The sequence below is a fragment of the Micromonospora haikouensis genome (genome assembly GCF_900091595.1).
Classification (GTDB): Bacteria; Actinomycetota; Actinomycetes; order Mycobacteriales; family Micromonosporaceae; genus Micromonospora; species Micromonospora haikouensis.
The window spans coordinates 78584-103662 of the sequence record NZ_FMCW01000023.1 but is presented as its reverse complement, the minus strand read 5'-3'; the positions used below and the strand labels follow the sequence as shown (position 1 = coordinate 103662).

Below are 25079 nucleotides of genomic sequence, written 5' to 3'. Positions count from 1 at the left end.
CGGAGGGATGAGATCATGAGGCGCCTGTTCTGGCTGGGCATCGGGCTGGCCGTCGGCGTGGTGGTGGTGCGCAAGGCGACCCAGGCCGCGCACGCGTACACGCCGGCCGGCATCGCCGGTGGCCTGTCGCAATCCGCTGGCGGTCTGGTGGAGTCGCTGCGTAGCTTCGTGGAGGACGTCCGGATCGGGATGGCCGAGCGCGAGCAGGAGATCCACGAGGCGTTCGCCCGGGGCGAGGCGTTCGACGACCAGTTCGCCGAGCTGCGGGAGGACCCGCGCATCGGCGACCGAGAGATCTTTCCGGAGGAGCACCAGCGATGAAGACGGCGGAGATCAAGCGGCGGTATCTCGCCCACTTCGAGGCGAACGGCCATGCCGTGGTGCCGTCCGCTCCGCTGCCCGCCATCAGCGACCCGAACCTGCTGTTCGTCAACGCCGGCATGGTGCAGTTCGTCCCCTACTTCCTGGGGCAGCACACCCCGCCCTACTCCCGGGCGGTCAGCGTGCAGAAGTGCATCCGCACCCCGGACATCGACGAGGTCGGCAAGACCAGCCGGCACGGCACGTTCTTCCAGATGAACGGCAACTTCTCCTTCGGTGACTACTTCAAGGCCGGGGCGATCCCGCTCGCCTGGGACCTGGTCACCAAGTCGGTCGCCGAGGGCGGCTTCGGGCTGGACCCGGAGCGGATCTGGGCGACGGTCTACCTCGACGACGACGAGGCGGCGGAGATCTGGCGTTCCGTCGGCATGCCGGCCGAGCGGATCGTCCGGCGGGGCAAGAAGGACAACTTCTGGTCGATGGGCATCCCCGGCCCGGCCGGCCCGTGCTCCGAGCTGTACTACGACCGGGGCCCTGCCTACGGGCGCGAGGGCGGCCCGGAGGTCGACGAGGACCGGTACCTGGAGTTCTGGAACCTCGTCTTCATGCAGTTCCAGATCGACGACGTGCAGAGCAAGGAGCACTTCCAGATCGTCGGCGAGCTGCCGAAGAAGAACATCGACACCGGCATGGGCCTGGAGCGGATGGCGTCGCTGCTGCAGGGCGTCGACAACCTCTACGAGATCGACGAGGTCCGGCCGATCCTGGCGCGCGCCGCCGAGCTGACCGGCAAGCGGTACGGTGCGCACTCCGGCCACGTCGCCAGCGAGTCGCACCCCGACGACGTGCGGCTGCGGGTGATCGCCGACCACGTGCGCACCGCGCTGATGCTGATCGGCGACGGGGTCACCCCGAGCAACGAGGGGCGCGGGTACGTGCTGCGCCGCATCATGCGCCGCGCCATCCGGGCGGTGCGGCTGCTCGGCTGGCAGGACCGGGCGCTGCCCGAGCTGCTGCCGGTGGCGCGGGACTGCATGGCCCCGTCCTACCCGGAGCTGTCGGCCGAGTTCGACCGGATCTCGCAGTACGCGTACGCCGAGGAGGACGCCTTCCTGGCGACGCTGCGCGCCGGGACGACGATCCTGGACACGGCGATCGCCGAGACCAAGTCGGCGGGCAAGCCGGCGCTGTCGGGCGACAAGGCGTTCCAGCTGCACGACACCTACGGCTTCCCGATCGACCTGACCCTGGAGATCGCGGCCGAGCAGGGCCTCCAGGTCGACGCCGACGGCTTCCGCCGGCTGATGGCCGACCAGCGGGCCCGGGCCAAGGCCGACGCGCGGGCGCGCAAGACCGGGCACACCGACCTGTCGGCGTACCGGTCGGTGCTGGACGCGGGCGGGCCGGTGGAGTTCACCGGCTACACGGAGCTGAACCGGGAGTCCCGGGTCCGTGCCGTGCTCGCCGGCGGCGACCAGGTCGGCGCGGCCGCCGAGGGTGACACGGTCGAGCTGGTGCTCGACACCACCCCCTTCTACGCCGAGGGCGGCGGCCAGCAGCCCGACCAGGGCCTGATCACCGTCGGCGGCGGCCAGGTCGAGGTCTTCGACGTGCAGCAGCCGGTGCCGGGCCTGATCGTGCACCGCGCCCGCGTCGTCCGGGGCGAGGTGCGTGCCGGCGAGACGGGGTACGCCGAGATCGACGTGACCCGGCGGCGGGCCATCTCCCGTTCGCACACGGCCACCCACCTGGTGCACCAGACGATGCGCAACTTCCTCGGCGAGTCGGCGACCCAGGCCGGTTCGCTGAACGCGCCGGGCCGGCTGCGCTTCGACTTCAACACCCCGACGGGCGTGTCGCCGAGCGTCCTGCACGACGTGGAGCAGCAGGTCAACGAGGTGCTCCTGGCCGACCTGGAGGTGCACGCCTTCGTCACCAGCCAGGAGGAGGCCCGCCGCATCGGCGCGATGGCGCTGTTCGGCGAGAAGTACGGCGAGCGGGTGCGGGTCGTCGAGGTCGGCGACTACGCCCGGGAGCTGTGCGGCGGCACCCACGTGGCCCGCTCGGCCCAGCTCGGCCTCGTCAAGATCCTCTCCGAGGCGTCGGTCGGTTCGGGCGTACGCCGCATCGAGGCGCTCGTCGGCATGGACGCGTTCGGCTTCCTGGCCCGCGAGCACCTGCTGGTCTCCCGGCTCGCCGAGTTGTTCCGGGTCCCCGGCGACCAGGTCGCCGACCGGGTGGAGCAGACCGTCACCCAGCTCCGCGACGCCGAGAAGGAGCTGGAGAAGCTGCGTGCCCAGCTCGTGCTCGGCGGAGCGGCGGCCCTCGCCGGGCAGGCGAAGGACGTGCGCGGGGTGGCGTACGTCGGCACCGAGGCGCCCGAGGGCGCGGCCGGCAACGACGTGCGGACCCTGGCCCAGGAGATCCGGGGCAAGATCGACCCGGCCCGTCCGGCCGTGGTGGCCGTGGCGGCCCGGTCGAACGGCAAGGCGTCCCTCGTGGTGGCCGTGAACGCGGCGGCCCGCAGCCGGGGCCTGGCGGCGAAGGACCTGGTCAAGGCGGCGTTCTCTGGCCGGGGCGGCGGCAGCGACGACCTGGCCCAGGGCGGCGGCCTGCCGGCGGCCGAGGCGCCGAAGCTGCTGGCCACGGTCGAGCAGGCGATCGCCGACGCGTAGCGCGCCGCACGTCGGGTCAGGGCGGGCCGTCACGGTCCGCCCTGACCCGTTCCAGGGCAGGACGAAAACCGCTTCCGGGCGGACAACGGTCTTTTCAGGGCAGGATGAACGGTCTTTCAGGGCAGGATGAACGGAACATGACCGAAACGGTGCACGGTGTCCGGCTGGGCGTCGACGTGGGGCAGGTGCGGGTCGGGGTCGCCCGCTCCGACCCGCACGGGGTGCTGGCCACCCCGCTGGTGACACTCGGCCGGGACCTGACAGCGGCCGAGGACGCGGTGCCCAGCGACATGGCCGGGATCGTCGCCCTGATCGCCGAGCACGAGTGCGTCGAGGTGGTCGTCGGCCTACCGGTCAACCTCTCCGGCCAGCACGGCCCGGCCGCCCGGAATGTGAAGGCGTATGCTGACCGGTTGGCTGACGTAATAGCGCCCGTTCCGGTAACGCTCACCGACGAGAGGATGTCGACGGTCGTGGCTTCTCGTAGGCTTGCCGAGCGTGGCGTCCGGGGAAAGCGCCAACGCGCGGTGGTCGACCAGGCCGCCGCGGTCGAGATCCTGCAGAGCTGGCTGGACGCGCAGCGGAGGCGGACGCGATGATCGACGATCTGGACCTCGGTTTCGACGAGTCGGAACGGAGTGGCGACAAGGGCAAGCACCGGCGCAGCTACGTACGCAAGCGCAAGGGCGAGTCGGGCGGGAGCGGGGGCAAGACCGCGCTCGCCCTGCTGATGGCCTTCGTGCTGCTCGGCGTCATCGGCGGCGGGGCCTTCTATGGCTTCGACCGGGTGCAGAGCTACTTCGTCACCCCCGACTACGACGGGGCCGGCACGGGCGAGGTGACCGTCGAGATCAAGCAGGGCGCGTTGATCGCCGACATGGCCGTCGCGCTCTACGACGCCGGGGTGGTCAAGAGCGCCAAGGCGTTCATCGAGGCGGCCGAGGCCAACTCGCGTAGCAAGAACATCCAGCCCGGCACCTACAAGGTGCGCAAGCAGATGAGCGGCGAGCAGGCCCTGGTCATGCTGCTCGACCTGAAGAACAAGATCACCAACCAGGTCACCATCCCCGAGGGCCGCACCGCCAAGAACGTCTACAAGCTGCTGTCGGACAAGACCAAGATCCCGATCAAGGAGTTCGAGGCCGCCGCGAAGGACCCGGAAGGGCTCGGCGTGCCGGACTGGTGGTTCAAGCGCACCGACGGCAAGCCGGCGAAGAAGTCGATCGAGGGCTTCCTCTACCCGGACACGTACGAGATCCCGCCGAAGGCCACCGCCGAGATCCTGCTGTCGACGATGGTGCAGAACTTCCTCACCGTCACCGGCGAGATGAAGTTCGCCGACCGGGTGCAGGAGGAGCGGGGCGGCATCAGCCCGTACGAGGCGCTGATCGTCGCGTCCCTCGCCCAGGCCGAGGCCGGCAACAAGGACGACCTCGGCAAGGTCGCCCGGGTGGCCTACAACCGGGTGTACGGCGAGTTCCCGTGCAACTGCCTGGAGATGGACGTCACGGTCAACTACTACTTCGAGTCCATCGGCAAGGAGGGCAAGAAGTCGAAGGACATGACCCAGGCCGAGCTGGACGACAAGAAGAACCCGTACAACCGCAAGCTGCGGGGGATGATCCCCACCCCGATCAACAACCCGGGCAAGCAGGCCATGGAGGGGGCCATGGACCCGCCCCCCGGCAAGTGGCTCTGGTTCGTGGCGATCGACGACAAGGGCCACTCCGCCTTCGCCGAGACCTACGAGCAGCAGTTGAAGAACGAGGCGAAGGCCAAGGAGGCCGGGATCATCTGATGACGACGCCACGGCGGGCGGCGGTGGTCGGCAAGCCGATCAGTCACTCCCTCTCCCCGGTGATCCACAACGCCGGCTACGCCGCCGCCGGCCTCGCCGGGTGGTCGTACACGACGATCGAGTGCGCGGAGGCGGAGCTGGCGGCGATGGTCGGCGGCCTCGGCCCCGAGTGGGCCGGGCTGTCGGTGACCATGCCCTGCAAGGAGGCCACCCTCGTCCTCGCGGCCGAGGTGTCGCCCGTCGCCGCCGCGATGGGCGCGGCGAACACGCTGGTCCACCGCCCCGACGGCTCCTGGTACGCGGACAACACCGACGCCGCCGGCATGATCGAGCTGCTCGGCGCGGCCGGCGTGCCGCCGGGGGCCCGGTTCACCGTGCTCGGCGCGGGCGGCACCGCGCGGGCCGCCCTGGCCGCAGCCGCCCGCCTCGGCTCGGGCACGGTGACCGTGGTGGCCCGTCGCGCGTCGGCCATCGACGAACTGCGCCCGGCCGCCGACGCGCTCGGCCTGCGCCTGGCCGGTGCCGACTGGGCCGATGCGGCCGGGCACACCGACGCCGACGTGGTCGTCTCCACCGTCCCGAAGGGCGTCGCCGACCCGATCGCGGCGCACGCCCGGTGGCGGCCCGGCGCGGTCTACTTCGACGCGTTGTACGATCCGTGGCCCACGCCCCTCGCCGCCTCGGCCGAGGCGGCCGGCTGCCGGGTCGTGTCCGGGCTGGATCTGCTGGTCGCCCAGGCGGTCGGCCAGTTCGAGCACTTCACCGGCGTCCGTGCCCCGGTCGCGGCGATGGCCGCCGCGCTGTCGGCCGAGGTAGGCATCGAGATCCGCCCGACCCGCTAGCGCCCCGACTCGCCCCGACTCGCCCCGCGTGGCTGCGCGGCGTGGCGGCGCGGCCGGTTCAGCGCCGCCATGTCGGCGACATGGCGGTATCCGCGCCCACGGATACCGCCATCTCCCCGACATTCGCCGTCCACCGAGCGGACCGGTGGCCCGCCGGGTGTGCATCCGGGGGTCGGCCGGTGTCAGCTGTGACGACACCGGACGTTCGGGCGCGGTTCCTAGCGTGCGGGGCATGTTGACCTTGAACCGACGGCCGCGCCGGCCCGTGGCCGTCCTCGTGGCGCTCGCCACGACCGCCGGCCTGTTCGCCGCCGTTCCCGTTTCCGCCCCCGCCGCCGCCGCGAAGCCCGGTGACGTCGTCGTCGCCGAGGACTTCTCCACCGGTACGCTGCCCGCCGGCTGGCGGGCCATCGACGGCGAGTGGACGGTGCGCGACGGCCGGCTGCGCGGCACCGCCACCAGCGGCACCAAGAAGATCACCTTCGGCCGGCACCTCACCGACTTCCGGTTCTCCGCCACCGTCCGCTTCGAGTCCGTCGCCGAGGCGACCCGGTGGACGGCGCTCGGCCTCGACGTGCCCGCCGACGGGCGTACCCCGTGGTGGATCGCGACCATGCGCAGCGGCACCACTGCCGCGAACGGCCTGGAGTTCGCCCAGCTCACCACCGCCAACGCCTGGAACGTCACCAACACCGGCTCGGCACCGTACGCCGCCGGCACGGGGCGGGACATGAAGGTCGTCGTGGAGGTGCACGGCAACCAGGCCCGCTGGTTCCTCGACGGCCGACAGTTGCTGCGCACCAGCAGCCTCACCCGGTCCACCGACGGCGGGCAGGCCCTGATCGTCAACGGCGGCAGCGTCTCCTTCGACGACGTGCTGGTCACCGAGCTGCCGCCGAACGGCTACCTGCGCCCGGCCGGCGCGCCGCTGACCGTCATCGCCCACCGGGGGGCGTCCGCCGCCGCCCCCGAGAACACGCTCGTCGCGCAGGAGATCGCCCGCCGCTCCGGCGCGGACTTCGTCGAGAACGACGTCCAGCCCAGCCGCGACGGGGTGCCGTTCGTGTTGCACGACGCCACCGTCGACCGCACCACCGACGGCTCGGGCGCGATCCGTACCCTCACCGCCGCCCAGCTCAAGGCGCTCGACGCCGGCTCCTGGTTCGCCCCGCAGTACGCCGGGGCCCGGCTGCCCACCCTCGCCGAGCAGCTCGTCGACCTGCGGACCCGGGGCGGCAACCTGCTGCTGGAGATCAAGGGCGCGCACACCCGCGACGAGGTGGCCCGCATCGTCGAGGTGATCCGCGCCGAGAAGATGACGGCGCGCGTCTTCGTGCAGAGCTTCGAGGTTGACGCCCTGCGCTACACCCGGGAACTCGCCCCCGAGCTGCCGACCGGCCTGCTGCGCAGCGGCCTGGACGCCGACCCGGTCGCCGTGGCGCGGGAGCTGGGCGTCACGGCGTACAACCCGACGGGTACGGCGCTGCTGGCCCGGCCGTCGGTGATCGCCGACCTGCACGCCGCCGGTGTCGCCGTCATGGCCTGGACGGTCGACTCGCCGGCCCAGTGGCAGCAGCTGGAACGGATCGGCACCGACGGGATCATCACGAACCGGCCGGCGGAGCTGGCCGGCTGGAGTGCCGCCGGTCAGCTCGGCGCGGCCGTCCCCACCGTGTCGATCGCCGCCCCCGCCGACGGCGTCGCGTTGGACCGGGCGCAGCGGCCGGTGCTCACCGTGCCGGCCACCGACGCCGACACCGTGACCGTCACCCTCGACGGCGCGGCGTTGCCGGTGGGCAAGCCCTTCGACCTGACCGCGCTGGCAGCCGGCGCGCACCGGCTGCGCGCCGTGGCGACCGGCCCGAAGGGTACGGCCACCGCCGAGGCCACCTTCACCGTGGCGGTGACCCCGGCCGGCCTCGGCCACCTGGTGCTCACCTCCGGCGCGAAGGAACACGCCCTCACGGTGCTCACCAACTATCTCGTCAAGCACCGGTACGCGGAGCTGGCCCGGTACGCCGACCAGCACGCCGGCCGCTTCCTGCCGGAGGCGAAGGCACGCGTCATCGCCGCCGACGCCCGCACCCTGGCCACCCGCTAACCCCGGCCCCGCCCTCTGCGTGCGCCCCGCCTCGCCCCGGTCGGTGATCAAGAGGTTTGCGTCATCGTGATGATCAAACTTGACGCTTTTCTCTTGATCACCGGGCCGGGGCCTGGGCCCGGGGAGGGGGTGAGGTGGTGGTTGGGGTTCAGTGCTGTGGGGCAGGCTTGCCGTCAGTCCACAAGGACTCGAAGTGCTCGACGTACCGGTCGAACGCTCCTCCGTCCTGCCGTCGTCGCAGGTGCAGCGTCACGGAGTCCTGCCCGAGCCCCGCCCCGATGTGCGTGGCGACTATGGCCTCCTCGTCGAAGAGCCACACGGACATCGCGAGATGACGGGTAGAGAACCGGACCGGAATCGTGGCACCGACCTTGCTGAGCTCCGCGCGCGTCATCGCGATGCGAGTCGACAGCGTGAGCGGAGTCGCTTCGATCCTCTCTCGCTCGGCCGTGACCGGGCTGTCCGGGTCCCCGAGCAGGAATCGCAGGTCGGCTCCGGCGCTGGCTTTCGCTTCGAGCGTGGCGGAGATGCCGGGCACCTCCAGCCAGAGAAAGTAGCTGGTGTATCCACCGAACCAGAGCCGAGAACTGGCCTGCCCGATGGCATCACGGAACGCCGGCCGGGGCAGGTCTGCGCGGCGTGGATAGATGCCTATCAGTTCGCGATCGCTTCCGACCTTCACGGCACGTCGGATCATCTCAGGCCACAGCACCCTCACATCCTCGCCCGACACCTCGGCTGCTCGCACTCTGCAACGAGAGTGAGGGACAGCCCTCGGCTGACCACCCTTCCACGGTCTTCACGTCCACATCGCGCTTTCGTCGAGGTCAGCGAAGGAAGGCCGGCTGTGTCGGCTCTCCTTGCCGCGTCAGGCGGCGATGAGGTCTTGTGCGTCTTGGCAGAACTGGCGGACGGCGGGCGTACGCCGGTATGGAGCCAGCGCGCCGACCAGATTGCGCACATGCTTGATGCACCTGGCAGAGGTGACCTGGCCGGTCAGGGTCTGGACGGCCTGGTCGCCGAGCGCGAGGGCCTTGTCCAGCTCGGGCTGCTCCTGCTGGACATAGGTGGTGGCGAGCAGAGCGTTTCGCAGTGCGCCCTCGCGGGTGTACTCGTTGCCCTGTAGCCGCAGGGCAGTGCGGAGATGATCGCGGGCGCGTGGCCAGTCTTCGAGCTTGACGAAGCAGTAGCCGGCCTGGGCATGTGCCTGCGCCTCGTTGATCCAGTACGACCAGTCCGGGTCGCCGTGCTCCGGCCTGCTGTCGGTGAACCTGCCGAATGCGTTGTCGAGCGCGCGCCGGGTGTCGGTCTCCGCCCTGTTGTTGGCGTACGCCTCGGCGGCGCGCAGGTCGAGTATCGTCGCCACCTTCGGGCTGGTGGTGGGGTAGCTGGCTCGCGCAGTTTCGGCGAGGGTGACAGCCTGGCGGAGCTGACCCAGGTCCTTGGCCTGGCAGGACATGAAGCCGAGGATGTTCGCGCCGAGCCCACGGTCGCCGGCGGCGTTGGCCTGGTAGAGGCCGGCGATCCAGAATCGCTGGGCCTGAGTGTGGTGACCGTCGTCGAAGGAGAGCCAGCCGGCGAGGCGCAGCAGCTCTCCGGCGGTGGCGTGGAGACGCCGACCGACGGTGTCGGTGTAGCTGTGCTCTTGCAGCGCCCCGACCACCACGCTCAGATGCTGGCGGACCAGCCCGAGGGTGTGGCCGCTGCCGAGGTGGTCGTCCATGCGTCGCAGGCTGGCCGTCACCGCGTCCAGGTGGTCGACGACCTCGCCCGACAGGTGCCGGCCGGCGGTCGACGCGATGTCCGCTGGTGGTTGGGCGATCAGCCACTCGTGTGCCGGTGACGTGAGTGCGGAACCGAGCAGAGTGAGGAACATCCGTCGGTGCATCATTCCCTCAGATTCGTTCACCACCTCGGCTGCCCGCAAGGCCCCGGCTGAGGACCAGGGCAGATCCAGACCAGCGGAGGCGGGTGCTGCCCGACCTGCTCGCCGCCATCCGGCACGCCCACCACACCCCGACCGGGGACGCGTCCGCCCCCGACCCGCTCGTCCGCGTCTACCGGCTCGCCGCCCAGACGCTGGTCAAGCTCGGTGAACCCCACCTCGGCCTGCTGGCCGCAGATCGCGCCATGATGGCCGCTACTGGAGATCCGCACCGCACCGGGCTCGCCGCCGTCTCCCTTGCCCAGGCGCTGCGCGCCCTGCGCCGGGGCCGCCTCGCGAAGGCTGCCGCGCTCAGCGCCGTACACCAGCTCGACCGGACGCCGTCGCGCGCCTTCCTGCCGGACGGACCGGGACTGACCGGGACCCTGTTGATCGAGGCCGCCCTCGCCGCCGCCACCTGTGGTGACGCCGCCACCGCCCACGATCTCACCGAACGCGCCGTCGACCTCGCTGCCGCCCACGGCAACCGGCAGCACGACGGCGACGGCGTCGCCTTCGGCCCGGTCGCTGTCACCCTCGCCCGTGCCCTGGCCGCCACCCACCTCGGCGACCACCATCGTGCCGTCACGCTCCACCGTCACGCCGCCAACAGCGAGGGGTGGCACCGGCTCCCCGCCGAGCATCGCGCCGCCCACCTCATCGACATCGCCCGCGCCCACCTCGACCTCGGCGACCCGGCGGCTGCCGGCCGTGCTCTCCTCACCGCCGACCGCCTCGCCCCCGCCGAGACTCGCACCCGCTCCGCCGCCAGGGTCGCCCTCACCACGATTCTTCGCACCGGTCCCACCCCCGCCGACGTCACCCGCCTGGCCGCCGTCCTCGGCCTGACCCGGCAGTAGGCGCCAGACCTTGGACAGCTGCTGTCAGCCGGGCGGACAGCAAGCGTCCACGATCTCGTCTGCTGCGGGGCGTGGCGTGCGGGCGGCGCGTCCGTAGGGCGGGACGCGGTGGGCGGCCCGGTGGGACGTAACCCGGGCGTGACAGACTTGCCCACGTGTTGCGCTGGTTGACTGCAGGTGAATCGCACGGTCCCGCCCTCGTCGCGATGCTGGAGGGCGTGCCCGCCGGGATCGAGGTGACCACCGGCGAGATCGCCGGTGAGCTGGCCCGCCGCCGGCTCGGCTACGGCCGGGGTGCCCGGATGGCCTTCGAGCAGGACGTCGTCGAGATCATCGGCGGGCTCCGGCACGGCGTCACCCTCGGCAGCCCCGTCGCCATCCGGGTCGGCAACTCCGAGTGGCCCAAGTGGCAGACGGTGATGGCCGCCGACCCGGTGGACCCCGACGAGCTGGCCCGGCAGGCCCGCAACGCGCCGCTGACCCGCCCGCGTCCGGGCCACGCCGATCTCGCCGGCATGCAGAAGTACGGCCACACCGACGCCCGGCCGATCCTGGAGCGGGCCAGCGCGCGGGAGACCGCCGCCCGGGTCGCCGTCGGCACCGTGGCGAAGGCCCTGGTGAAGCAGGCCCTCGGCATCGAGATCGTCTCGCACGTCGTGGAGCTGGGCCCGGTCGCCGCGAAGCCGGGGCTGCGCCCCACGCCCGAGGACGCCGAGCGCATCGACGCCGACCCGCTGCGCTGCCTCGACTCCGACGCGAGCGCCCGGATGGTCGCCGAGGTCGACGCCGCGAAGAAGGCCGCCGACACGCTGGGCGGCGTGGTCGAGGTGCTGGCGTACGGGGTGCCGCCGGGCCTGGGCAGCCACGTGCAGTGGGACCGCAAGCTCGACGCCCGGCTCGCCACGGCGCTGATGTCGATCCAGGCGATCAAGGGCGTGGAGATCGGCGACGGCTGGTTGCAGGCCCGCTCCCGTGGCTCGGAGGCGCACGACGAGATCGTGCCGACCGCGACCGGGGTGCGCCGGGTGACCGACCGGGCCGGCGGCCTGGAGGGCGGCATCACCACCGGCGAGCCGCTGCGGGTGAAGGCGGCGATGAAGCCGATCTCGTCGCTGAACCGGGCCCTGGCCACGGTCGATGTGACCACGGGGGAGCCGGCGACCGCCATCAACCAGCGCTCCGACGTGTGCGCCGTGCCGGCCGCCGCCGTGGTCGCCGAGGCGATGGTGGCGCTGGTGCTCGCCGAGGCCGCCGTGGAGAAGTTCGGCGGCGACTCGGTGGCCGAGATGCGCCGCAACCTGGCCGGCTACCTCGACTCCCTGGTGATCCGGTGAGCACCTCTCCCGGTGATGATGCGGTGAGCCGCAGTGGTGACCCGGTCGGCCGGACGCGGCCGGTGGTCGTCCTCGTCGGGTCGCCCGGCTCCGGGAAGACCACCGTCGGGGAGACCCTCGCCGCGCAGCTCGGGGTCGAGTTCCGCGACACCGACGCCGACATCGAGGCGATGGCCGGCAAGCCGATCCCGGAGATCTTCGTCGACGAGGGCGAGGATCACTTCCGCGCCCTGGAGCGGGCCGCCACCGCCGCGGCGCTGACCTCCTGCGCCGGGGTGCTCGCCCTCGGCGGCGGCGCGGTGCTCGCCGAGGAGAACCGCGCCGCCCTGGTCGGGCACACCGTGGTGCACCTGAGCGTCGAGCTGGCCGACGCGGTGAAGCGGGTCGGGCTGGGCGCCGGCCGGCCGCTGCTGGCGATCAACCCGAGGGCGACGCTGAAACACCTGATGGACCAGCGCCGCCCGCTCTACGCCGAGGTGTCGACCGCGACGGTGGTCACCGACGGGCGTACGCCGGAGGAGATCGCCGCCGAGGTCGCCGCCCTGCTCAAGGCCTGAGGCGCTCCCCGCCGCCCCATGCGAGAGTGTTTGCAGGGGGCCCTTCCTATGCAGAATGCGTTAACAAGGGGCCCCTCCTTACCGCCGGACGCCAGGTGGCGAGCAGGGCCAGCGCCAGGGCGATCTCGGCCAGGTCACCGCCGTAGTACATGACCGTCGCGCCGGCGCGCAGCTGCTCGGGCGGGGCGGGGACGTCCACGGCGAGTCCCGCGTACAGCAGTTGGGCCAGGGCGGCGTGGGCGGCCACGGCGACCCCGAGCACCACGAGCCGCGCCGGCACCCGGGGGCGGTGCGGGCCGGGGTCGGGGCCGGCGACCGACCAGGCGAAGAGCAGCCCCGAGAGCAGGAAGTGCAGGTGCACCAGGTGGTGCAGGACCGGGTGCGCCAGCGTCGCCCGGTACAGCGGCGTCAGGTACAGCGCGTACAGCCCGCCGGCGGTGAGCGCGAGGCCGGTCACCGGGTGGGCGAGCGCGGCGAGGGCGGGGCGGCGCAGCAGCCGCACCAGGGCCCGGCCGCGCCGCCGGTCGATGCTGCGCAGCGCCAGGGTGACCGGCGCGCCGAGCACCAGCCCGAGCGGCGCGAGCATGCCGACCAGCAGGTGCTGCCAGGCGTGCGCGGCGAAGCCGCCGGCCGGCAGGGTCAGCCCCACCGCCAGCAGGCCGGCCCCCGCGCCGAAGGCCGCCGTGCGCCGGTGCGGCCAGCCGCCGCCGTCGGGCCCGCGCTGCCGCAGCGCGGCGGCGAGATAGACCCAGAAGATCACCAGGGGTACGAGCAGCGCCGGCCCCGGCGCGTACCCGTCGTGCCCGCCGTGGCTGCCTCCTCCCACTGCCAGGCCCCCGATCATCGTGGGGTCACCGGCGGTCGGCGCAGACGTCCACGATCGTGCCGCGGCGCTGCACCAGCCAGCCTGCGGCGACCAACGCCGCCCCGAGCGCCAGGAACCCGAGGTCCCACCACGTCCGGTACGCGCCCTCGCGCACGTGGTGGATGCCGAGCAGGTGGTGGTCGACGATCCCCTCGACGAGGTTGAACAACCCCCAGCCGACCAGCGCCCAGCCCCACAGCACGGGGGAGCGCCACAGCCGGCCCCGCGACCCGGTGACCCGGGAGTAGAGCAGGGCCAGGCCGGTCAGCACCGCCACCCAGGTCACCACGTGGAAGATCCCGTCCCACAGGGTGTTCATCTCCAGGCCGGGCACGGTGTCCACCGGGTACGCCTTCACCCCGACGTTGTCGCTGCCGGTGCCGCTGAGCATGTGGTGCCACTGGAGCACCTGGTGCAGCACGATGCCGTCGGCGAAGCCGCCGAGGCCGATGCCGAGAATCGTGGCGGGCAGCCGGATGTCGGTGCCCTCGGTGCTGGGTGTGCTCATCGCGGGGTACCTCCGCCTCGTCGGCCGGCCCGTGCCGGAAGACGTCGCCCGTGCCGGAGACGCCGTCCGTGCCGGAGACGCCGCCGTGCTGAGAACGTCGTCCGGGTCCGGACCGTCGCCTGTGCTGGAAACGCTGCCCCCGCTCTGCCCGGCTAAACGCCGCTGGCCGCCGCCGGTGACGTGGCGGCCGGCGACCCGTCGTGCGCCGGCGACCCGTCGTGCAGCGGAGTCGCGCCGTGCGCGGGCGTCGCGCCGCGCGTGGTGTTAGGAAGGGGCCCTTCCTATACAGAAAGCGTTAACAAGGGGCCCCTCCTTACGAAACCCGCCACGGAGTGGACAGGCGGCGTCGTGGGGGCCGTGGCTGGACTAGGCTGCCGGGCGATGGACGAGGTGACCCGGATTCCGGTCGGCGGCGAGCGGCCGTACGACGTATTGGTGGGACGCGACCTGCTCGATTCGCTCCCGACGTTGCTGCCCGGCGCGACCCGGGTGGCGGTGCTGCACGCTCCGCCGCTGAAGGGGCTGGCCGACGCGATCGGCGCGCGCCTGGCGGCGGCCGGGGCGGCCCCCCTGCTGGTGGAGGTGCCGGACGCCGAGGCGGGCAAGGCCATCGAGGTGGCCGCCGCGTGCTGGGACCAGCTCGGCGAGGCGGGCTTCACCCGCACCGACGCGGTGGTGGGGGTGGGCGGCGGCGCGGTCACCGACCTGGCCGGCTTCGTCGCGGCCTGCTGGCTGCGCGGGGTGCGCTGGGTGCCGGTGGCGACGTCGCTGCTGGGCATGGTCGACGCGGCGGTGGGCGGCAAGACGGGGATCAACACGGCGGCCGGCAAGAACCTCGTGGGCGGCTTCCACCCGCCGGTCGGGGTGCTGTGCGACCTCGCGGTGCTCGACAGCCTCCCGCCGGCCGACCTGGCGGCGGGGCTGGCCGAGGTGGTCAAGTGCGGGTTCATCGCCGACCCGGTGATCCTCGACCTGGTGGAGCGGGACCGGGCGGCGGCGACGGACCCGACGTCGCCGGTGGTCCGGGAGCTGATCGAGCGGGCGATCCGGGTGAAGGCCGACGTGGTCTCCGGCGACCTGCGCGAGTCCGGGGTGCGCGAGGTGCTCAACTACGGCCACACCCTGGCCCACGCGATCGAGAAGGTGGAGGGGTACCGCTGGCGGCACGGGCACGCCGTGTCCGTCGGCCTGGTCTACGCGGGGGAGCTGGCCCGGCTGGCGGGCCGGCTGGACCCGGAGACCACGGCGCGGCACCGCACGGTGCTGACGGCGCTGGGGCTGCCCACGGCGTACCGGGCCGACGCGTGGCCGCAGCTGCTGGCCGCGATGCGGGTGGACAAGAAGAGCCGCGGCTCGCGGCTGCGGTTCGTGGTGCTCGACGCGCTGGCCCGCCCGGCGATCCTGGAGGGCCCGGACGACGAGCTGCTGCACGCCGCCTACCGGGAGGTCTCCTCATGAGGGTGTACGTGCTCAACGGGCCGAACCTGGGTCGGCTGGGCACCCGCCAGGTCGACGTGTACGGGGCGACCAGCTACGCCGACCTGGTGGGGCTCTGCGAGGCGACCGGCCGGGAGCTGGGGCTGGACGTGACGGTGCGGCAGACCGACGCCGAGCACGAGCTGGTGGGCTGGCTGCACGAGGCGGCCGACGAGCAGGCGGCGGTGGTGCTCAACCCGGCGGCCTGGTCGCACTACTCGATCGCGGTGCGGGACGCCTGCGCCCTGCTGCGCGGCCCGCTGGTGGAGGTGCACATCTCCAACATCCACGCCCGGGAGGAGTTCCGCGCGCACTCGGTGGTCTCGGCGGTGGCGACGGGGGTGATCTGCGGGTTGGGCGTGGACGGCTACCGGCTCGCCCTGCACCACCTGGCGGCCCGCGCGGGCGCGGGAACGACCGGCGGCTGACGGCGGGTACGGCCGGCGGCGGCAGCTAGTAGACTTGCCAGGTCTGTCCGCCAATTGATGATCAAGGCAGGAAATGGCCACCACCAACGACCTGAAGAACGGCCTGGTACTCAACCTCGACGGGGAGCTCTGGGCCGTCGTAGAGTTCCAGCACGTCAAGCCCGGTAAGGGTGGCGCCTTCGTGCGTACCACGCTGAAGAACGTGCTGTCCGGCAAGGTGGTCGACAAGACCTTCAACGCGGGCACCAAGGTCGAGACCGCGACCGTGGACAAGCGCACGATGCAATACCTCTACGCCGACGGCGAGGACTACGTCTTCATGGATCTGGAGACGTTCGACCAGATCACCGTCCCCGGGGGCACCGTCGGCGAGGCCGCCAACTACCTCCTGCCGGAGGCCGAGGCGACCGTCGCCACCCACGAGGGCGTGCCGCTCTACATCGAGCTGCCGACCTCCGTGGTGTTGGAGATCACCTACACGGAGCCGGGCCTGCAGGGCGACCGGTCCACCGGCGGCAACAAGCCGGCGACGGTCGAGACCGGCGCGACCGTGCAGGTGCCGCTCTTCATCACCACCGGCGAGAAGATCAAGGTCGACACCCGCGACGGCCGTTACCTCGGCCGCGCCTGATGGCCGAGGGCCCCAAGCAGCAGATGCCGGCGCGCCGCAAGGCGCGCAAGCGGGCGCTGGACGTGCTCTTCGAGGCCGACCTGCGCGACCGGCCGCCGGTGGAGGTGCTCGCCGGCTACGTCGAGCGGATCGAGAAGCCCCACCCGGAGCACCTGGGGTACGCGGTCGGCCTCGTCGAGGGGGTGGCCGCGCACCTGGACCGGATCGACGAGCTGATCGCCAGCTACGCCGAGGGGTGGACGCTGGACCGGATGCCGGCGGTGGACCGCAACCTGGCCCGCATCGCCGTCTACGAGCTGCTCTACGTCGACGAGCTCGACGACGCGGTGGCGATCAGCGAGGCCGTCGAGCTGGCCCGGCAGATGTCGACCGACGACTCGCCGCGCTTCCTCAACGGGGTGCTCGGCCGGATCGCCGAGTACGCCACCCGCTGACCGTCCCCCCTCGGGGCGCCGGCCGGTGTGGCGGTGTCGAAAAGGGCCCGTGCCTGCGGCACGGGCCCTTTCGGCGTGACCTTTGTCGGGGCGCGAAGAGCGCCCCGTGGGCGCGTCAGGACGCGAAGAACGCCCGCGGGTCGGCGACGAGCACGCCGTGCTCGGTGAGGCGCTCGATCAGCCCGGACGGCGAGGCGTCGTAGACGATCGCCAGGGCGCGCAGGTCGTCGGCGCGGATGGAGAGCACCCGGCCGTTGTAGTCGCCCCGCTGCTGCTGGATGGCGCGGGCGTACCGGGCGACGTAGGCCAGGTCCTCGGAGGCGTCGTCGTAGAGCCGCTCCAGGTCCAGGACGATCTTGCTGGTGGGCTCGTGTCGCACCCCGCTGCCGTCGGGCAGCAGCTCGGAGACGGGCACCCGGTAGAAGTCGGCCAGCTCGGCCAGGCGGGACACCGTGACGGCGCGGTCACCGCGCTCGTACGAGCCGACCACCACGGCCTTCCACCGCCCGTTGGACTTCTCCTCCACTCCCTGCAGGGACAGGCCCTGCTGCTGGCGGATGGAGCGCAGGCGGGCGCCCAGCGACTTGGCGTATTCAGAGGGCATTCGGACACTCCCAGTGCTGCTCGGGGTTCACCCCGCGATCGCTACGGAGCGTGACGGTACGGGGATTGCGACAACTGGTCAAGTGGTCGTGACCCTACCGTTGGGCTGGGCGGGTGGAGTTATCCCGATTCGCCAGCCTGATTCTGGGGTCAGTGCCGGCGTCGGCCCCTCCCATGACCGCTGGTAACGTGGCATGCAGCCCCCGCCCGGGTCGCCCGCGGCCCGCCGGAGGCGTCAGACGTCCTTTAACGACCCGTCCCGTGAGGCGGGGAAGGAGGTCCGCCGTGGCCTACCCGTCGGCTGCCCACACGTCGCCACCGCGACAACCCTCGGTGAAGGTGATCCTCGCCGCAGCGGACGTCTCGCGCGTGGTCGACCGCATCGCACACCAGATCCTCGAGAAGACCCAGGGCGCCGCCGACACGGTGCTGCTCGGGATTCCCACCCGCGGGGTGCCGCTCGCCCGGCGGCTCGCCGCCCGGATCGGCACCTTCGAGGACGTCGCCGTCCCGGCCGGCGTGCTCGACATCACCCTCTACCGCGACGACCTGCGCCGGCACGCCACCCGCGCGGTCGGCCCGACCCAGCTCCCGGCCGGCGGGATCGACGGCAAGCGGGTCGTCCTCGTCGACGACGTCCTCTTCTCCGGCCGCACCGTCCGGGCCGCTCTCGACGCGCTCAGCGACGTGGGCCGCCCCGCCTCGGTGCAGCTCGCCGTCCTGGTCGACCGCGGCCACCGGCAGCTGCCGATCCGCGCCGACTACGTCGGCAAGAACATCCCGACGGCGCTGGCCGAGAACGTGAAGGTCACCCTCGCCGAGACCGACGGCGCCGACGAGGTCAGGCTGTACGGGGAGGCGACCGCCGCATGATCCGCCACCTGCTCTCCGGCGCCGACCTGGACGCCGCCACCGCCACCCTGATCCTGGACACCGCCGCCGAGATGGCCACGGTCGCCGGCCGCGAGGTCAAGAAGCTGCCCGCGCTGCGCGGGCGGACCGTGGTGAACCTCTTCTACGAGGACTCCACCCGCACCCGGATCTCGTTCGAGGCGGCGGCGAAGCGGCTCAGCGCCGACGTGATCAACTTCTCGGCCAAGGGCTCCAGCGTGACCAAGGGCGAGAGCCTGAAGGACACCGCGCTCACCCTCCAGGCGATGGGGGCCGACGCGGTCGTCGTCCGGCACCCCGCCTCGGGCGCCCCGCACCGGCTGGCCGACTGGGTCGACGGGTCGGTGGTCAACGCCGGCGACGGCACCCACGAGCACCCCACCCAGGCGTTGCTGGACGCGTACACGATGCGGGCCCGGCTGGGGCGGCTCGCCGGCCTGCACGTCGCGGTCGTCGGGGACGTGCTGCACTCCCGGGTCGCCCGCTCCAACGTGCTGCTGCTGTCCACCCTCGGGGCGAAGGTCACCCTGGTCGGGCCGCCCACGCTGATCCCCGTCGACATCGCGCAGGCCCTCGCGCCCGGCATCGACGTCTCCTACGACCTCGACGCCGTGCTGCCGAACGTGGACGTGGTGATGATGCTGCGGGTGCAGCGGGAGCGGATGACCGACTCCTACTTCCCCTCGGCCCGCGAGTACGCCCGCCGCTACGGGCTCGACGCGCCCCGGATGCGCCGGTTGCCGGAGCACGCGATCGTCATGCACCCCGGGCCGATGAACCGGGGCATGGAGATCACGCCCGAGGTCGCCGACTCGCCCCGCTCCACCATCGTCGAACAGGTCGCCAACGGGGTCTCCGTGCGGATGGCCGTCCTCTACCTGCTGCTCGGGGGGAACAACCTGTGACCGCGTACCTGATCACCAACGTGAGCGTCGTCGGCGCCGCGCCGACGGACCTGCTGATCCGCGACGGCGTCGTCGCCGAGACCGGCGCCGGCCTCACCGCGCCCGACGCCACGCAGGTCGACGGCACCGGGCTGGTCGCCCTGCCCGGCCTGGTCGACCTGCACACCCACCTGCGCGAGCCGGGCCGCGAGGACGCCGAGACCGTGGAGTCCGGCTCCCGGGCGGCGGCGCTCGGCGGCTACACGGCGGTCTGCGCGATGGCGAACACCTCCCCGGTCGCCGACACCGCCGGCGTGGTCGAGCAGGTCTGGCGGCTCGGCCGGGAGGCCGGGCTGGTCGACGTGCAGCCGATCGGCGCGGTCACCGTCGGCCTGGCCGGCGAGCGCCTGGCCGAGCTGGGCGCGATGGCCGATTCGGCGGCCCGGGTGCGGATCTTCTCCGACGACGGGCACTGCGTCGCCGACCCGAAGCTGATGCGCCGGGCGCTGGAGTACGTCAAGGCGTTCGACGGGATCATCGCCCAGCACGCCGAGGAGCCCCGGCTCACCGAGGGCGCGCAGATGCACGAGGGCGAGGTGTCCACCCGGCTCGGGCTGACCGGCTGGCCGGCGGTCGCCGAGGAGGCGATCATCGCCCGGGACGTGCTGCTCGCCGAGCACGTCGGCAGCCGCCTGCACGTCTGCCACGTCTCCACCGCCGGCAGCGTCGAGGTGCTGCGCCAGGCCAAGGCCCGGGGGGTACGCGTCACCGCCGAGGTGACCCCGCACCACCTGCTGCTGACGGACGCGGTCGTGAGCGGGAGGAGTGAGCTTGCGAGCCCCGCACTCGCGAACAACTGGAGCCCCGCCGGAGCCTACGACCCCGTGTTCAAGGTCAACCCGCCGCTGCGCACGGCCACCGACATCGCCGCGCTGCGCGCCGCGCTGGCCGAGGGCGTGATCGACGTCATCGCCACCGATCACGCCCCGCACGCCGTGGAGGACAAGGAGTGCGAGTGGGCGTACGCCCGGCCGGGCATGCTCGGCCTGGAGACGGCGCTGTCGATCGCGCTGGACGTGCTCGGCCCGCAGTGGGACCTGATCGCCGAGCGCATGTCGCGCGCCCCGGCCCGCATCGCCGGGCTCGACGGCCACGGCGTCGACCCGGCCCCCGGCGTGCCGGCCAACCTGACCCTGGTCGACCCGGCGGCCCGCCGGGTGATCGAGCCCGCGGAGCTGGCCAGCCGCAGTCGCAACACCCCGTACGCCCGCATGACGCTGCCGGGTCGCATCGTGGCGACCTTCCTGCGCGGCGAGCCGACGGTCCTGGACGGAAAGGCTGTTAACTAATATGGAGAAGCGCAGGAGCGCGATCCTGGTCCTGGAGGACGGGCGTACGTTCCACGGCGAGGCGTACGGCAGCGTCGGCGAGACGTTCGGCGAGGCGGTCTTCAACACCGGCATGACCGGCTACCAGGAGACCCTGACCGACCCGTCCTACCACCGGCAGGTGGTGGTGCAGACCGCCCCGCACATCGGCAACACCGGCGTCAACGCCGAGGACGACGAGTCCGCCCGGATCTGGGTCGCCGGCTACGTGGTGCGCGACCCGGCCCGGGTCCCCTCGAACTGGCGGTCCACCGGCACGCTGGCCGACCGGCTCGCCGCCGAGGGAGTGGTCGGCATCAGCGGCGTGGACACCCGGGCGCTGACCCGGCACCTGCGCGAGCGCGGCGCGATGCGGGTCGGCATCTCCAGCGTCGACGACGACCCGCGCGCCCTGCTGGCCCGGGTCCGCCAGTCGCCGCAGATGGTCGGCGCGGACCTCTCCGCCGAGGTGAGCACCGCGCAGCCGTACGTCGTCGAGGCCGAGGGCACGCACCGGTTCACGGTGGCCGCCCTGGACCTGGGCATCAAGCGCAACGTGCCGCGCCGGCTCGCCGCGCGCGGCGTCACCACCCACGTGCTGCCCGCCGGGTCGAGCATCGACGACCTGCTCGCCACCGGCGCGGACGCCGTCTTCTTCTCGCCCGGTCCGGGCGACCCGGCGACCGCCGACGGCCCGGTGGGGCTGGCCCGGGAGGTGCTGACCCGGCGGATCCCGCTGTTCGGCATCTGCTTCGGCAGCCAGATCCTCGGCCGGGCGCTGGGCTTCGGCACCTACAAGCTCGGCTACGGCCACCGGGGCATCAACCAGCCGGTGCTCGACCGGGCCACCGGCAAGGTCGAGGTGACCAGCCACAACCACGGCTTCGCGGTCGCCTGGCCGGGCCGCGAACAGGAGCCCGGCGCCGGGCAGGGCGCGGTCGTGCCCGACCAGGTGATCGACACCGAGTTCGGCGGCGTCGAGGTGTCGCACGTCTGCCTCAACGACAACGTGGTCGAGGGGCTGCGGGCGCTCGACGTGCCCGCCTTCACCGTCCAGTACCACCCGGAGGCGGCGGCCGGCCCGCACGACGCGGACTACCTGTTCGACCGATTCGCCGAGCTGATCGAGGGCCGTGCCCCCGACCAGCGGCCCAGCGAGGGCCGGAGCAACAGCGAGGGGCGCGCGCATGCCTAAGCGGACCGATCTCAAGCACATCATGGTGATCGGCTCGGGGCCGATCGTCATCGGGCAGGCCTGCGAGTTCGACTACTCCGGCACCCAGGCGTGCCGGGTGCTGCGCAGCGAGGGGATCCGGGTCAGCCTGGTCAACTCCAACCCGGCGACGATCATGACGGACCCGGAGTTCGCCGACGCCACGTACGTCGAGCCGATCACCCCGGAGTTCGTCGAGCTGGTCATCGCCAAGGAGCGCCCCGACGCGCTGCTGCCCACCCTCGGCGGGCAGACCGCGCTGAACACGGCGGTCGCCCTGCACGCGGCGGGCGTGCTCGACAAGTACGGCGTCGAGCTGATCGGCGCGAACATCGAGGCGATCAACCGGGGCGAGGACCGGCAGCTGTTCAAGGACATCGTCGCCAAGGCGGGCGTACGCCTGGGGCTGGCCGACCCGGCGGGCCTGGTGCCCCGCTCGCGGGTCTGCCACTCGATGGCCGAGGTCGAGGCGACGGTCGCCGAGCTGGGCCTGCCGGTGGTGATCCGGCCGTCGTTCACGATGGGCGGCCTCGGCTCCGGCATGGCGCACACCGACGCCGACCTGCAGCGCATCGCCGGTGCGGGCCTGGCCGCCAGCCCCGTGCACGAGGTGCTCATCGAGGAGAGCGTGCTCGGCTGGAAGGAGTACGAGCTCGAACTGATGCGCGACCGCCACGACAACGTGGTGGTCGTCTGCTCGATCGAGAACGTCGACCCGATGGGCGTGCACACCGGCGACAGCGTGACCGTCGCCCCGGCGATGACGCTGACCGACCGGGAGTACCAGAACCTGCGCGACCTCGGCATCGCGGTGCTGCGCGAGGTCGGGGTGGACACCGGCGGCTGCAACATCCAGTTCGCGGTGAACCCGGCCGACGGCCGGATCGTGGTGATCGAGATGAACCCCCGGGTGTCGCGCTCGTCGGCCCTGGCGTCGAAGGCGACCGGCTTCCCGATCGCGAAGATCGCCGCGAAGCTGGCCATCGGCTACACCCTCGACGAGATCCCCAACGACATCACGTTGAAGACCCCGGCGGCGTTCGAGCCGACCCTGGACTACGTGGTGGTGAAGATCCCCCGGTTCGCGTTCGAGAAGTTCCCCGGCGCGGACCCGGAGCTGACCACCACCATGAAGTCGGTCGGCGAGGCGATGAGCCTCGGGCGCAACTTCACCGAGGCGCTCAACAAGGCGATGCGCTCGATGGAAACCAAGGCGTCGGGCTTCTGGACCACCCCGGACCCGGCGGGCGCGACGAAGGAGAACACGCTCGCCGCGCTGGGCATGCCGCACGACGGCCGGCTCTACACCGTGGAGCGGGCGCTGCGGCTCGGCGCGTCGGTCGCGGAGGTCTCCGCCGCATCCGGCGGGATCGACCCGTGGTTCCTGGACCAGATCGCCTCGCTGGTGGAGCTGCGCGCCGAGATCGTCGACGCCCCGGTGCTCGACGTGGACCTGCTGCGTCGCGCCAAGCGGGCCGGCCTGTCCGACCGGCAGCTCGCCGCGCTGCGCCCCGAGCTGGCCGCCGAGGACGGCGTACGCACCCTGCGCCACCGGCTCGGCGTCCGCCCGGTCTACAAGACGGTGGACACCTGCGCCGCCGAGTTCGAGGCGACCACGCCCTACCACTACTCGACGTACGACTCGGAGACCGAGGTCGCGCCGTCGGCCCGGCCCAAGGTGATCATCCTGGGCTCGGGGCCGAACCGGATCGGCCAGGGCATCGAGTTCGACTACTCGTGCGTGCACGCCGTCCAGGCGCTGCGCGCCGCGCCCGTCGGGTCGGCCGCCGCCGGTGGTGGCGGCTACGAGACCGTCATGGTCAACTGCAACCCGGAGACCGTGTCGACGGACTACGACACGGCCGACCGGCTCTACTTCGAGCCGCTGACCTTCGAGGACGTCCTGGAGGTCTGGCACTCCGAGGACTCGTCCGGCAAGGCGGCCGGCGGGCCGGGCGTGGTCGGGGTGGTCGTGCAGCTTGGCGGGCAGACCCCGCTGGGCCTGGCGCAGCGGCTGAAGAACGCGGGCGTGCCGATCGTGGGCACCTCCCCGGAGTCGATCCACCTGGCCGAGGAGCGCGGCGCGTTCGGCGCGGTGCTGGCGCGGGCCGGGCTGCGCGCCCCGGCGCACGGCATGGCCACCTCCTACGAGGAGGCGAAGGCGATCGCCGCCGAGATCGGCTACCCGGTGCTGGTCCGCCCGTCCTACGTGCTCGGCGGGCGGGGCATGGAGATCGTCTACGACGACCCGACGCTGCGCGACTACATCGGGCGGGCCACCGACATCTCCCCGGACCACCCGGTGCTGGTGGACCGGTTCCTCGACGACGCCATCGAGATCGACGTGGACGCCCTCTGCGACGCCGACGGCGAGGTCTACCTCGGCGGGGTGATGGAGCACATCGAGGAGGCCGGCATCCACTCCGGCGACTCGTCCTGCGTGCTGCCGCCGATGACGCTGGCCGGCTCGCACCTGGCGCAGGTGCGCCGCTACACCGAGGCCATCGCCCGGGGCGTGGGGGTGCGCGGCCTGCTCAACGTCCAGTACGCCCTCAAGGACGACGTGCTGTACGTGCTGGAGGCCAACCCCCGCGCGTCGCGGACGGTGCCGTTCGTGTCGAAGGCCACGGCGGTGCCGCTGGCCAAGGCGGCGGCCCGGATCGCGCTCGGCGCGACGGTCGCCGAGCTGCGCGCCGAGGGGCTGCTCCCGCCGACGGGCGACGGCGGCACCCTGCCGGCCGACGCGCCGATCGCGGTGAAGGAGGCGGTGCTGCCGTTCAAGCGGTTCCGCACCCCGACCGGCAAGGGCGTCGACTCGCTGCTGGGCCCGGAGATGAAGTCCACCGGCGAGGTGATGGGCATCGACACCAAGTTCGGGCACGCCTTCGCCAAGAGCCAGTCCGCCGCGTACGGGTCGCTGCCGACGTCCGGGCGGATCTTCGTCTCGGTGGCCAACCGGGACAAGCGCGGGATGATCTTCCCGATCAAGCGCCTGGCCGACCTGGGCTTCGAGATCGTGGCGACCGCCGGCACGGCGGAGGTGCTGCGCCGGCACGGCATCGCCTGCGAGCAGATCCGCAAGCACTACGAGGCCGGGGCGGGCGCCGACGCGGTGTCGATGATCCTCGCCGGCGACGTGGCGCTGGTGGTGAACACGCCGCAGGGTTCCGGGGCGAGCGCCCGTTCCGACGGCTACGAGATCCGCAGCGCGGCCGTGACGGCGGACATCCCGTGCATCACCACGGTGCCCGGCGCGGCGGCGGCGGTGATGGGCATCGAGGCCCGCATCCGCGGCGACATGACCGTGCGCCCTCTGCAGGACCTGCACGCCACCCTGCGGGCCGCCCAGTGACCGCCGGGACACCGG

Annotated in this window: 23 protein-coding genes; 18 read left to right on the top strand and 5 right to left on the bottom strand. The window is 72.6% G+C overall.

Features of this window, described 5'->3' with window-relative positions:
* Positions 1-15: 15 nt before the first annotated feature.
* The 6 genes from GA0070558_RS22880 to GA0070558_RS22855 all read left to right on the top strand — a co-directional run bounded on the left by GA0070558_RS22880 (position 16) and on the right by GA0070558_RS22855 (position 7737).
* Positions 16-321: a hypothetical protein gene (locus GA0070558_RS22880; protein ID WP_043967926.1), complete on the top strand. Its 306-nt coding sequence runs from the start codon at positions 16-18 to the stop codon at positions 319-321.
* The gene (gene alaS / locus GA0070558_RS22875) at positions 318-2996 is read left to right on the top strand and encodes an alanine--tRNA ligase (protein WP_077939393.1); all 2679 of its coding nucleotides are present in this window, start codon (positions 318-320) and stop codon (positions 2994-2996) included. The genes GA0070558_RS22880 and alaS overlap by 4 nt, the downstream gene beginning before the upstream one ends.
* Positions 2997-3133: 137 nt before the next feature.
* On the top strand, positions 3134-3595 hold the full coding sequence (gene ruvX / locus GA0070558_RS22870; RefSeq protein WP_091283430.1) for a Holliday junction resolvase RuvX: 462 nt from the start codon (positions 3134-3136) through the stop codon (positions 3593-3595).
* Positions 3592-4794 carry an endolytic transglycosylase MltG gene (mltG, locus tag GA0070558_RS22865; RefSeq protein ID WP_091283428.1) on the top strand — a complete coding sequence of 401 codons (1203 nt, stop codon included), beginning with the start codon at positions 3592-3594 and terminating at the stop codon, positions 4792-4794. The genes ruvX and mltG overlap by 4 nt, the downstream gene beginning before the upstream one ends.
* Positions 4794-5636, top strand: a complete 843-nt coding sequence (locus GA0070558_RS22860) for a shikimate dehydrogenase (RefSeq protein WP_091283426.1) — start codon at positions 4794-4796, stop codon at positions 5634-5636. The genes mltG and GA0070558_RS22860 overlap by 1 nt, the downstream gene beginning before the upstream one ends.
* A 232-nt stretch (positions 5637-5868) precedes the next feature.
* Entirely contained in the window at positions 5869-7737 is a 1869-nt protein-coding gene (locus tag GA0070558_RS22855) for a glycerophosphodiester phosphodiesterase family protein (protein ID WP_091283482.1), read from the top strand.
* 148 nt (positions 7738-7885) lie between these two features.
* Here GA0070558_RS22855 and GA0070558_RS22850 read toward each other — a convergent pair whose 3' ends face one another.
* Both GA0070558_RS22850 and GA0070558_RS22845 read right to left on the bottom strand, forming a co-directional pair.
* Positions 7886-8485, bottom strand: coding sequence for an XRE family transcriptional regulator (locus GA0070558_RS22850; RefSeq protein ID WP_256092076.1), 600 nt, complete (start codon positions 8483-8485; stop codon positions 7886-7888).
* A gap of 120 nt (positions 8486-8605) precedes the next feature.
* On the bottom strand, positions 8606-9688 hold the full coding sequence (locus GA0070558_RS22845) for an NsdA family TPR-like regulatory protein (RefSeq protein WP_500862221.1): 1083 nt from the start codon (positions 9686-9688) through the stop codon (positions 8606-8608).
* 20 nt (positions 9689-9708) lie between these two features.
* On the opposite strand from GA0070558_RS22845, the gene GA0070558_RS22840 reads away from it, so the two are divergent.
* The 3 genes from GA0070558_RS22840 to GA0070558_RS22830 all read left to right on the top strand — a co-directional run bounded on the left by GA0070558_RS22840 (position 9709) and on the right by GA0070558_RS22830 (position 12412).
* Positions 9709-10521, top strand: coding sequence for a hypothetical protein (locus GA0070558_RS22840; RefSeq protein ID WP_091283422.1), 813 nt, complete (start codon positions 9709-9711; stop codon positions 10519-10521).
* A 155-nt stretch (positions 10522-10676) separates the two neighbouring features.
* On the top strand, positions 10677-11855 hold the full coding sequence (gene aroC / locus GA0070558_RS22835) for a chorismate synthase (protein WP_077939401.1): 1179 nt from the start codon (positions 10677-10679) through the stop codon (positions 11853-11855).
* Between the two features lie 23 nt (positions 11856-11878).
* A complete protein-coding gene (locus GA0070558_RS22830) occupies positions 11879-12412 on the top strand; it encodes a shikimate kinase (protein ID WP_091283420.1) in 534 nt (177 codons plus the stop codon).
* 46 nt (positions 12413-12458) lie between these two features.
* On the opposite strand, the gene GA0070558_RS22825 is transcribed toward GA0070558_RS22830, so the two are convergent.
* On the bottom strand, positions 12459-13256 hold the full coding sequence (locus GA0070558_RS22825; protein ID WP_091283417.1) for a cytochrome c oxidase assembly protein: 798 nt from the start codon (positions 13254-13256) through the stop codon (positions 12459-12461).
* 7 nt (positions 13257-13263) lie between these two features.
* Positions 13264-13785, bottom strand: coding sequence for a DUF2243 domain-containing protein (locus GA0070558_RS22820; RefSeq protein ID WP_091283415.1), 522 nt, complete (start codon positions 13783-13785; stop codon positions 13264-13266).
* Positions 13786-14166: 381 nt separating this feature from the next.
* Here GA0070558_RS22820 and aroB point away from each other — a divergent pair, with 381 nt between their 5' ends.
* The 4 genes from aroB (at position 14167) to nusB (ending at position 16754) form a co-directional block, all read left to right on the top strand.
* Positions 14167-15243, top strand: coding sequence for a 3-dehydroquinate synthase (aroB, locus tag GA0070558_RS22815; RefSeq protein WP_091283413.1), 1077 nt, complete (start codon positions 14167-14169; stop codon positions 15241-15243).
* The gene (gene aroQ / locus GA0070558_RS22810; protein WP_091283411.1) at positions 15240-15689 is read left to right on the top strand and encodes a type II 3-dehydroquinate dehydratase; all 450 of its coding nucleotides are present in this window, start codon (positions 15240-15242) and stop codon (positions 15687-15689) included. Before aroB ends, aroQ begins: the two co-directional genes overlap by 4 nt.
* A 73-nt stretch (positions 15690-15762) precedes the next feature.
* The gene (efp, locus tag GA0070558_RS22805; protein WP_007075814.1) at positions 15763-16320 is read left to right on the top strand and encodes an elongation factor P; all 558 of its coding nucleotides are present in this window, start codon (positions 15763-15765) and stop codon (positions 16318-16320) included.
* A 23-nt stretch (positions 16321-16343) separates the two neighbouring features.
* The gene (gene nusB, locus GA0070558_RS22800) at positions 16344-16754 is read left to right on the top strand and encodes a transcription antitermination factor NusB (RefSeq protein WP_176734315.1); all 411 of its coding nucleotides are present in this window, start codon (positions 16344-16346) and stop codon (positions 16752-16754) included.
* Between the two features lie 115 nt (positions 16755-16869).
* Here the strand turns inward: nusB and bldD are convergent, their stop codons facing one another.
* Entirely contained in the window at positions 16870-17358 is a 489-nt protein-coding gene (gene bldD / locus GA0070558_RS22795; RefSeq protein WP_007075816.1) for a transcriptional regulator BldD, read from the bottom strand.
* Between the two features lie 284 nt (positions 17359-17642).
* Here bldD and pyrR point away from each other — a divergent pair, with 284 nt between their 5' ends.
* The 5 genes from pyrR to carB are packed head-to-tail and all read left to right on the top strand — an operon-like array spanning position 17643 to position 25064.
* Positions 17643-18230, top strand: a complete 588-nt coding sequence (pyrR, locus tag GA0070558_RS22790) for a bifunctional pyr operon transcriptional regulator/uracil phosphoribosyltransferase PyrR (protein ID WP_043967965.1) — start codon at positions 17643-17645, stop codon at positions 18228-18230.
* Positions 18227-19153 carry an aspartate carbamoyltransferase catalytic subunit gene (locus GA0070558_RS22785; RefSeq protein ID WP_043967966.1) on the top strand — a complete coding sequence of 309 codons (927 nt, stop codon included), beginning with the start codon at positions 18227-18229 and terminating at the stop codon, positions 19151-19153. The genes pyrR and GA0070558_RS22785 overlap by 4 nt, the downstream gene beginning before the upstream one ends.
* The gene (locus GA0070558_RS22780) at positions 19150-20481 is read left to right on the top strand and encodes a dihydroorotase (RefSeq protein WP_077939408.1); all 1332 of its coding nucleotides are present in this window, start codon (positions 19150-19152) and stop codon (positions 20479-20481) included. Before GA0070558_RS22785 ends, GA0070558_RS22780 begins: the two co-directional genes overlap by 4 nt.
* A gap of 1 nt (position 20482) precedes the next feature.
* Positions 20483-21694 (top strand): glutamine-hydrolyzing carbamoyl-phosphate synthase small subunit, encoded by a 1212-nt coding sequence (gene carA / locus GA0070558_RS22775; protein WP_077939409.1) that lies wholly within the window; start codon positions 20483-20485, stop codon positions 21692-21694.
* The gene (carB, locus tag GA0070558_RS22770) at positions 21687-25064 is read left to right on the top strand and encodes a carbamoyl-phosphate synthase large subunit (RefSeq protein WP_091283409.1); all 3378 of its coding nucleotides are present in this window, start codon (positions 21687-21689) and stop codon (positions 25062-25064) included. Before carA ends, carB begins: the two co-directional genes overlap by 8 nt.
* Positions 25065-25079: the final 15 nt, after the last annotated feature.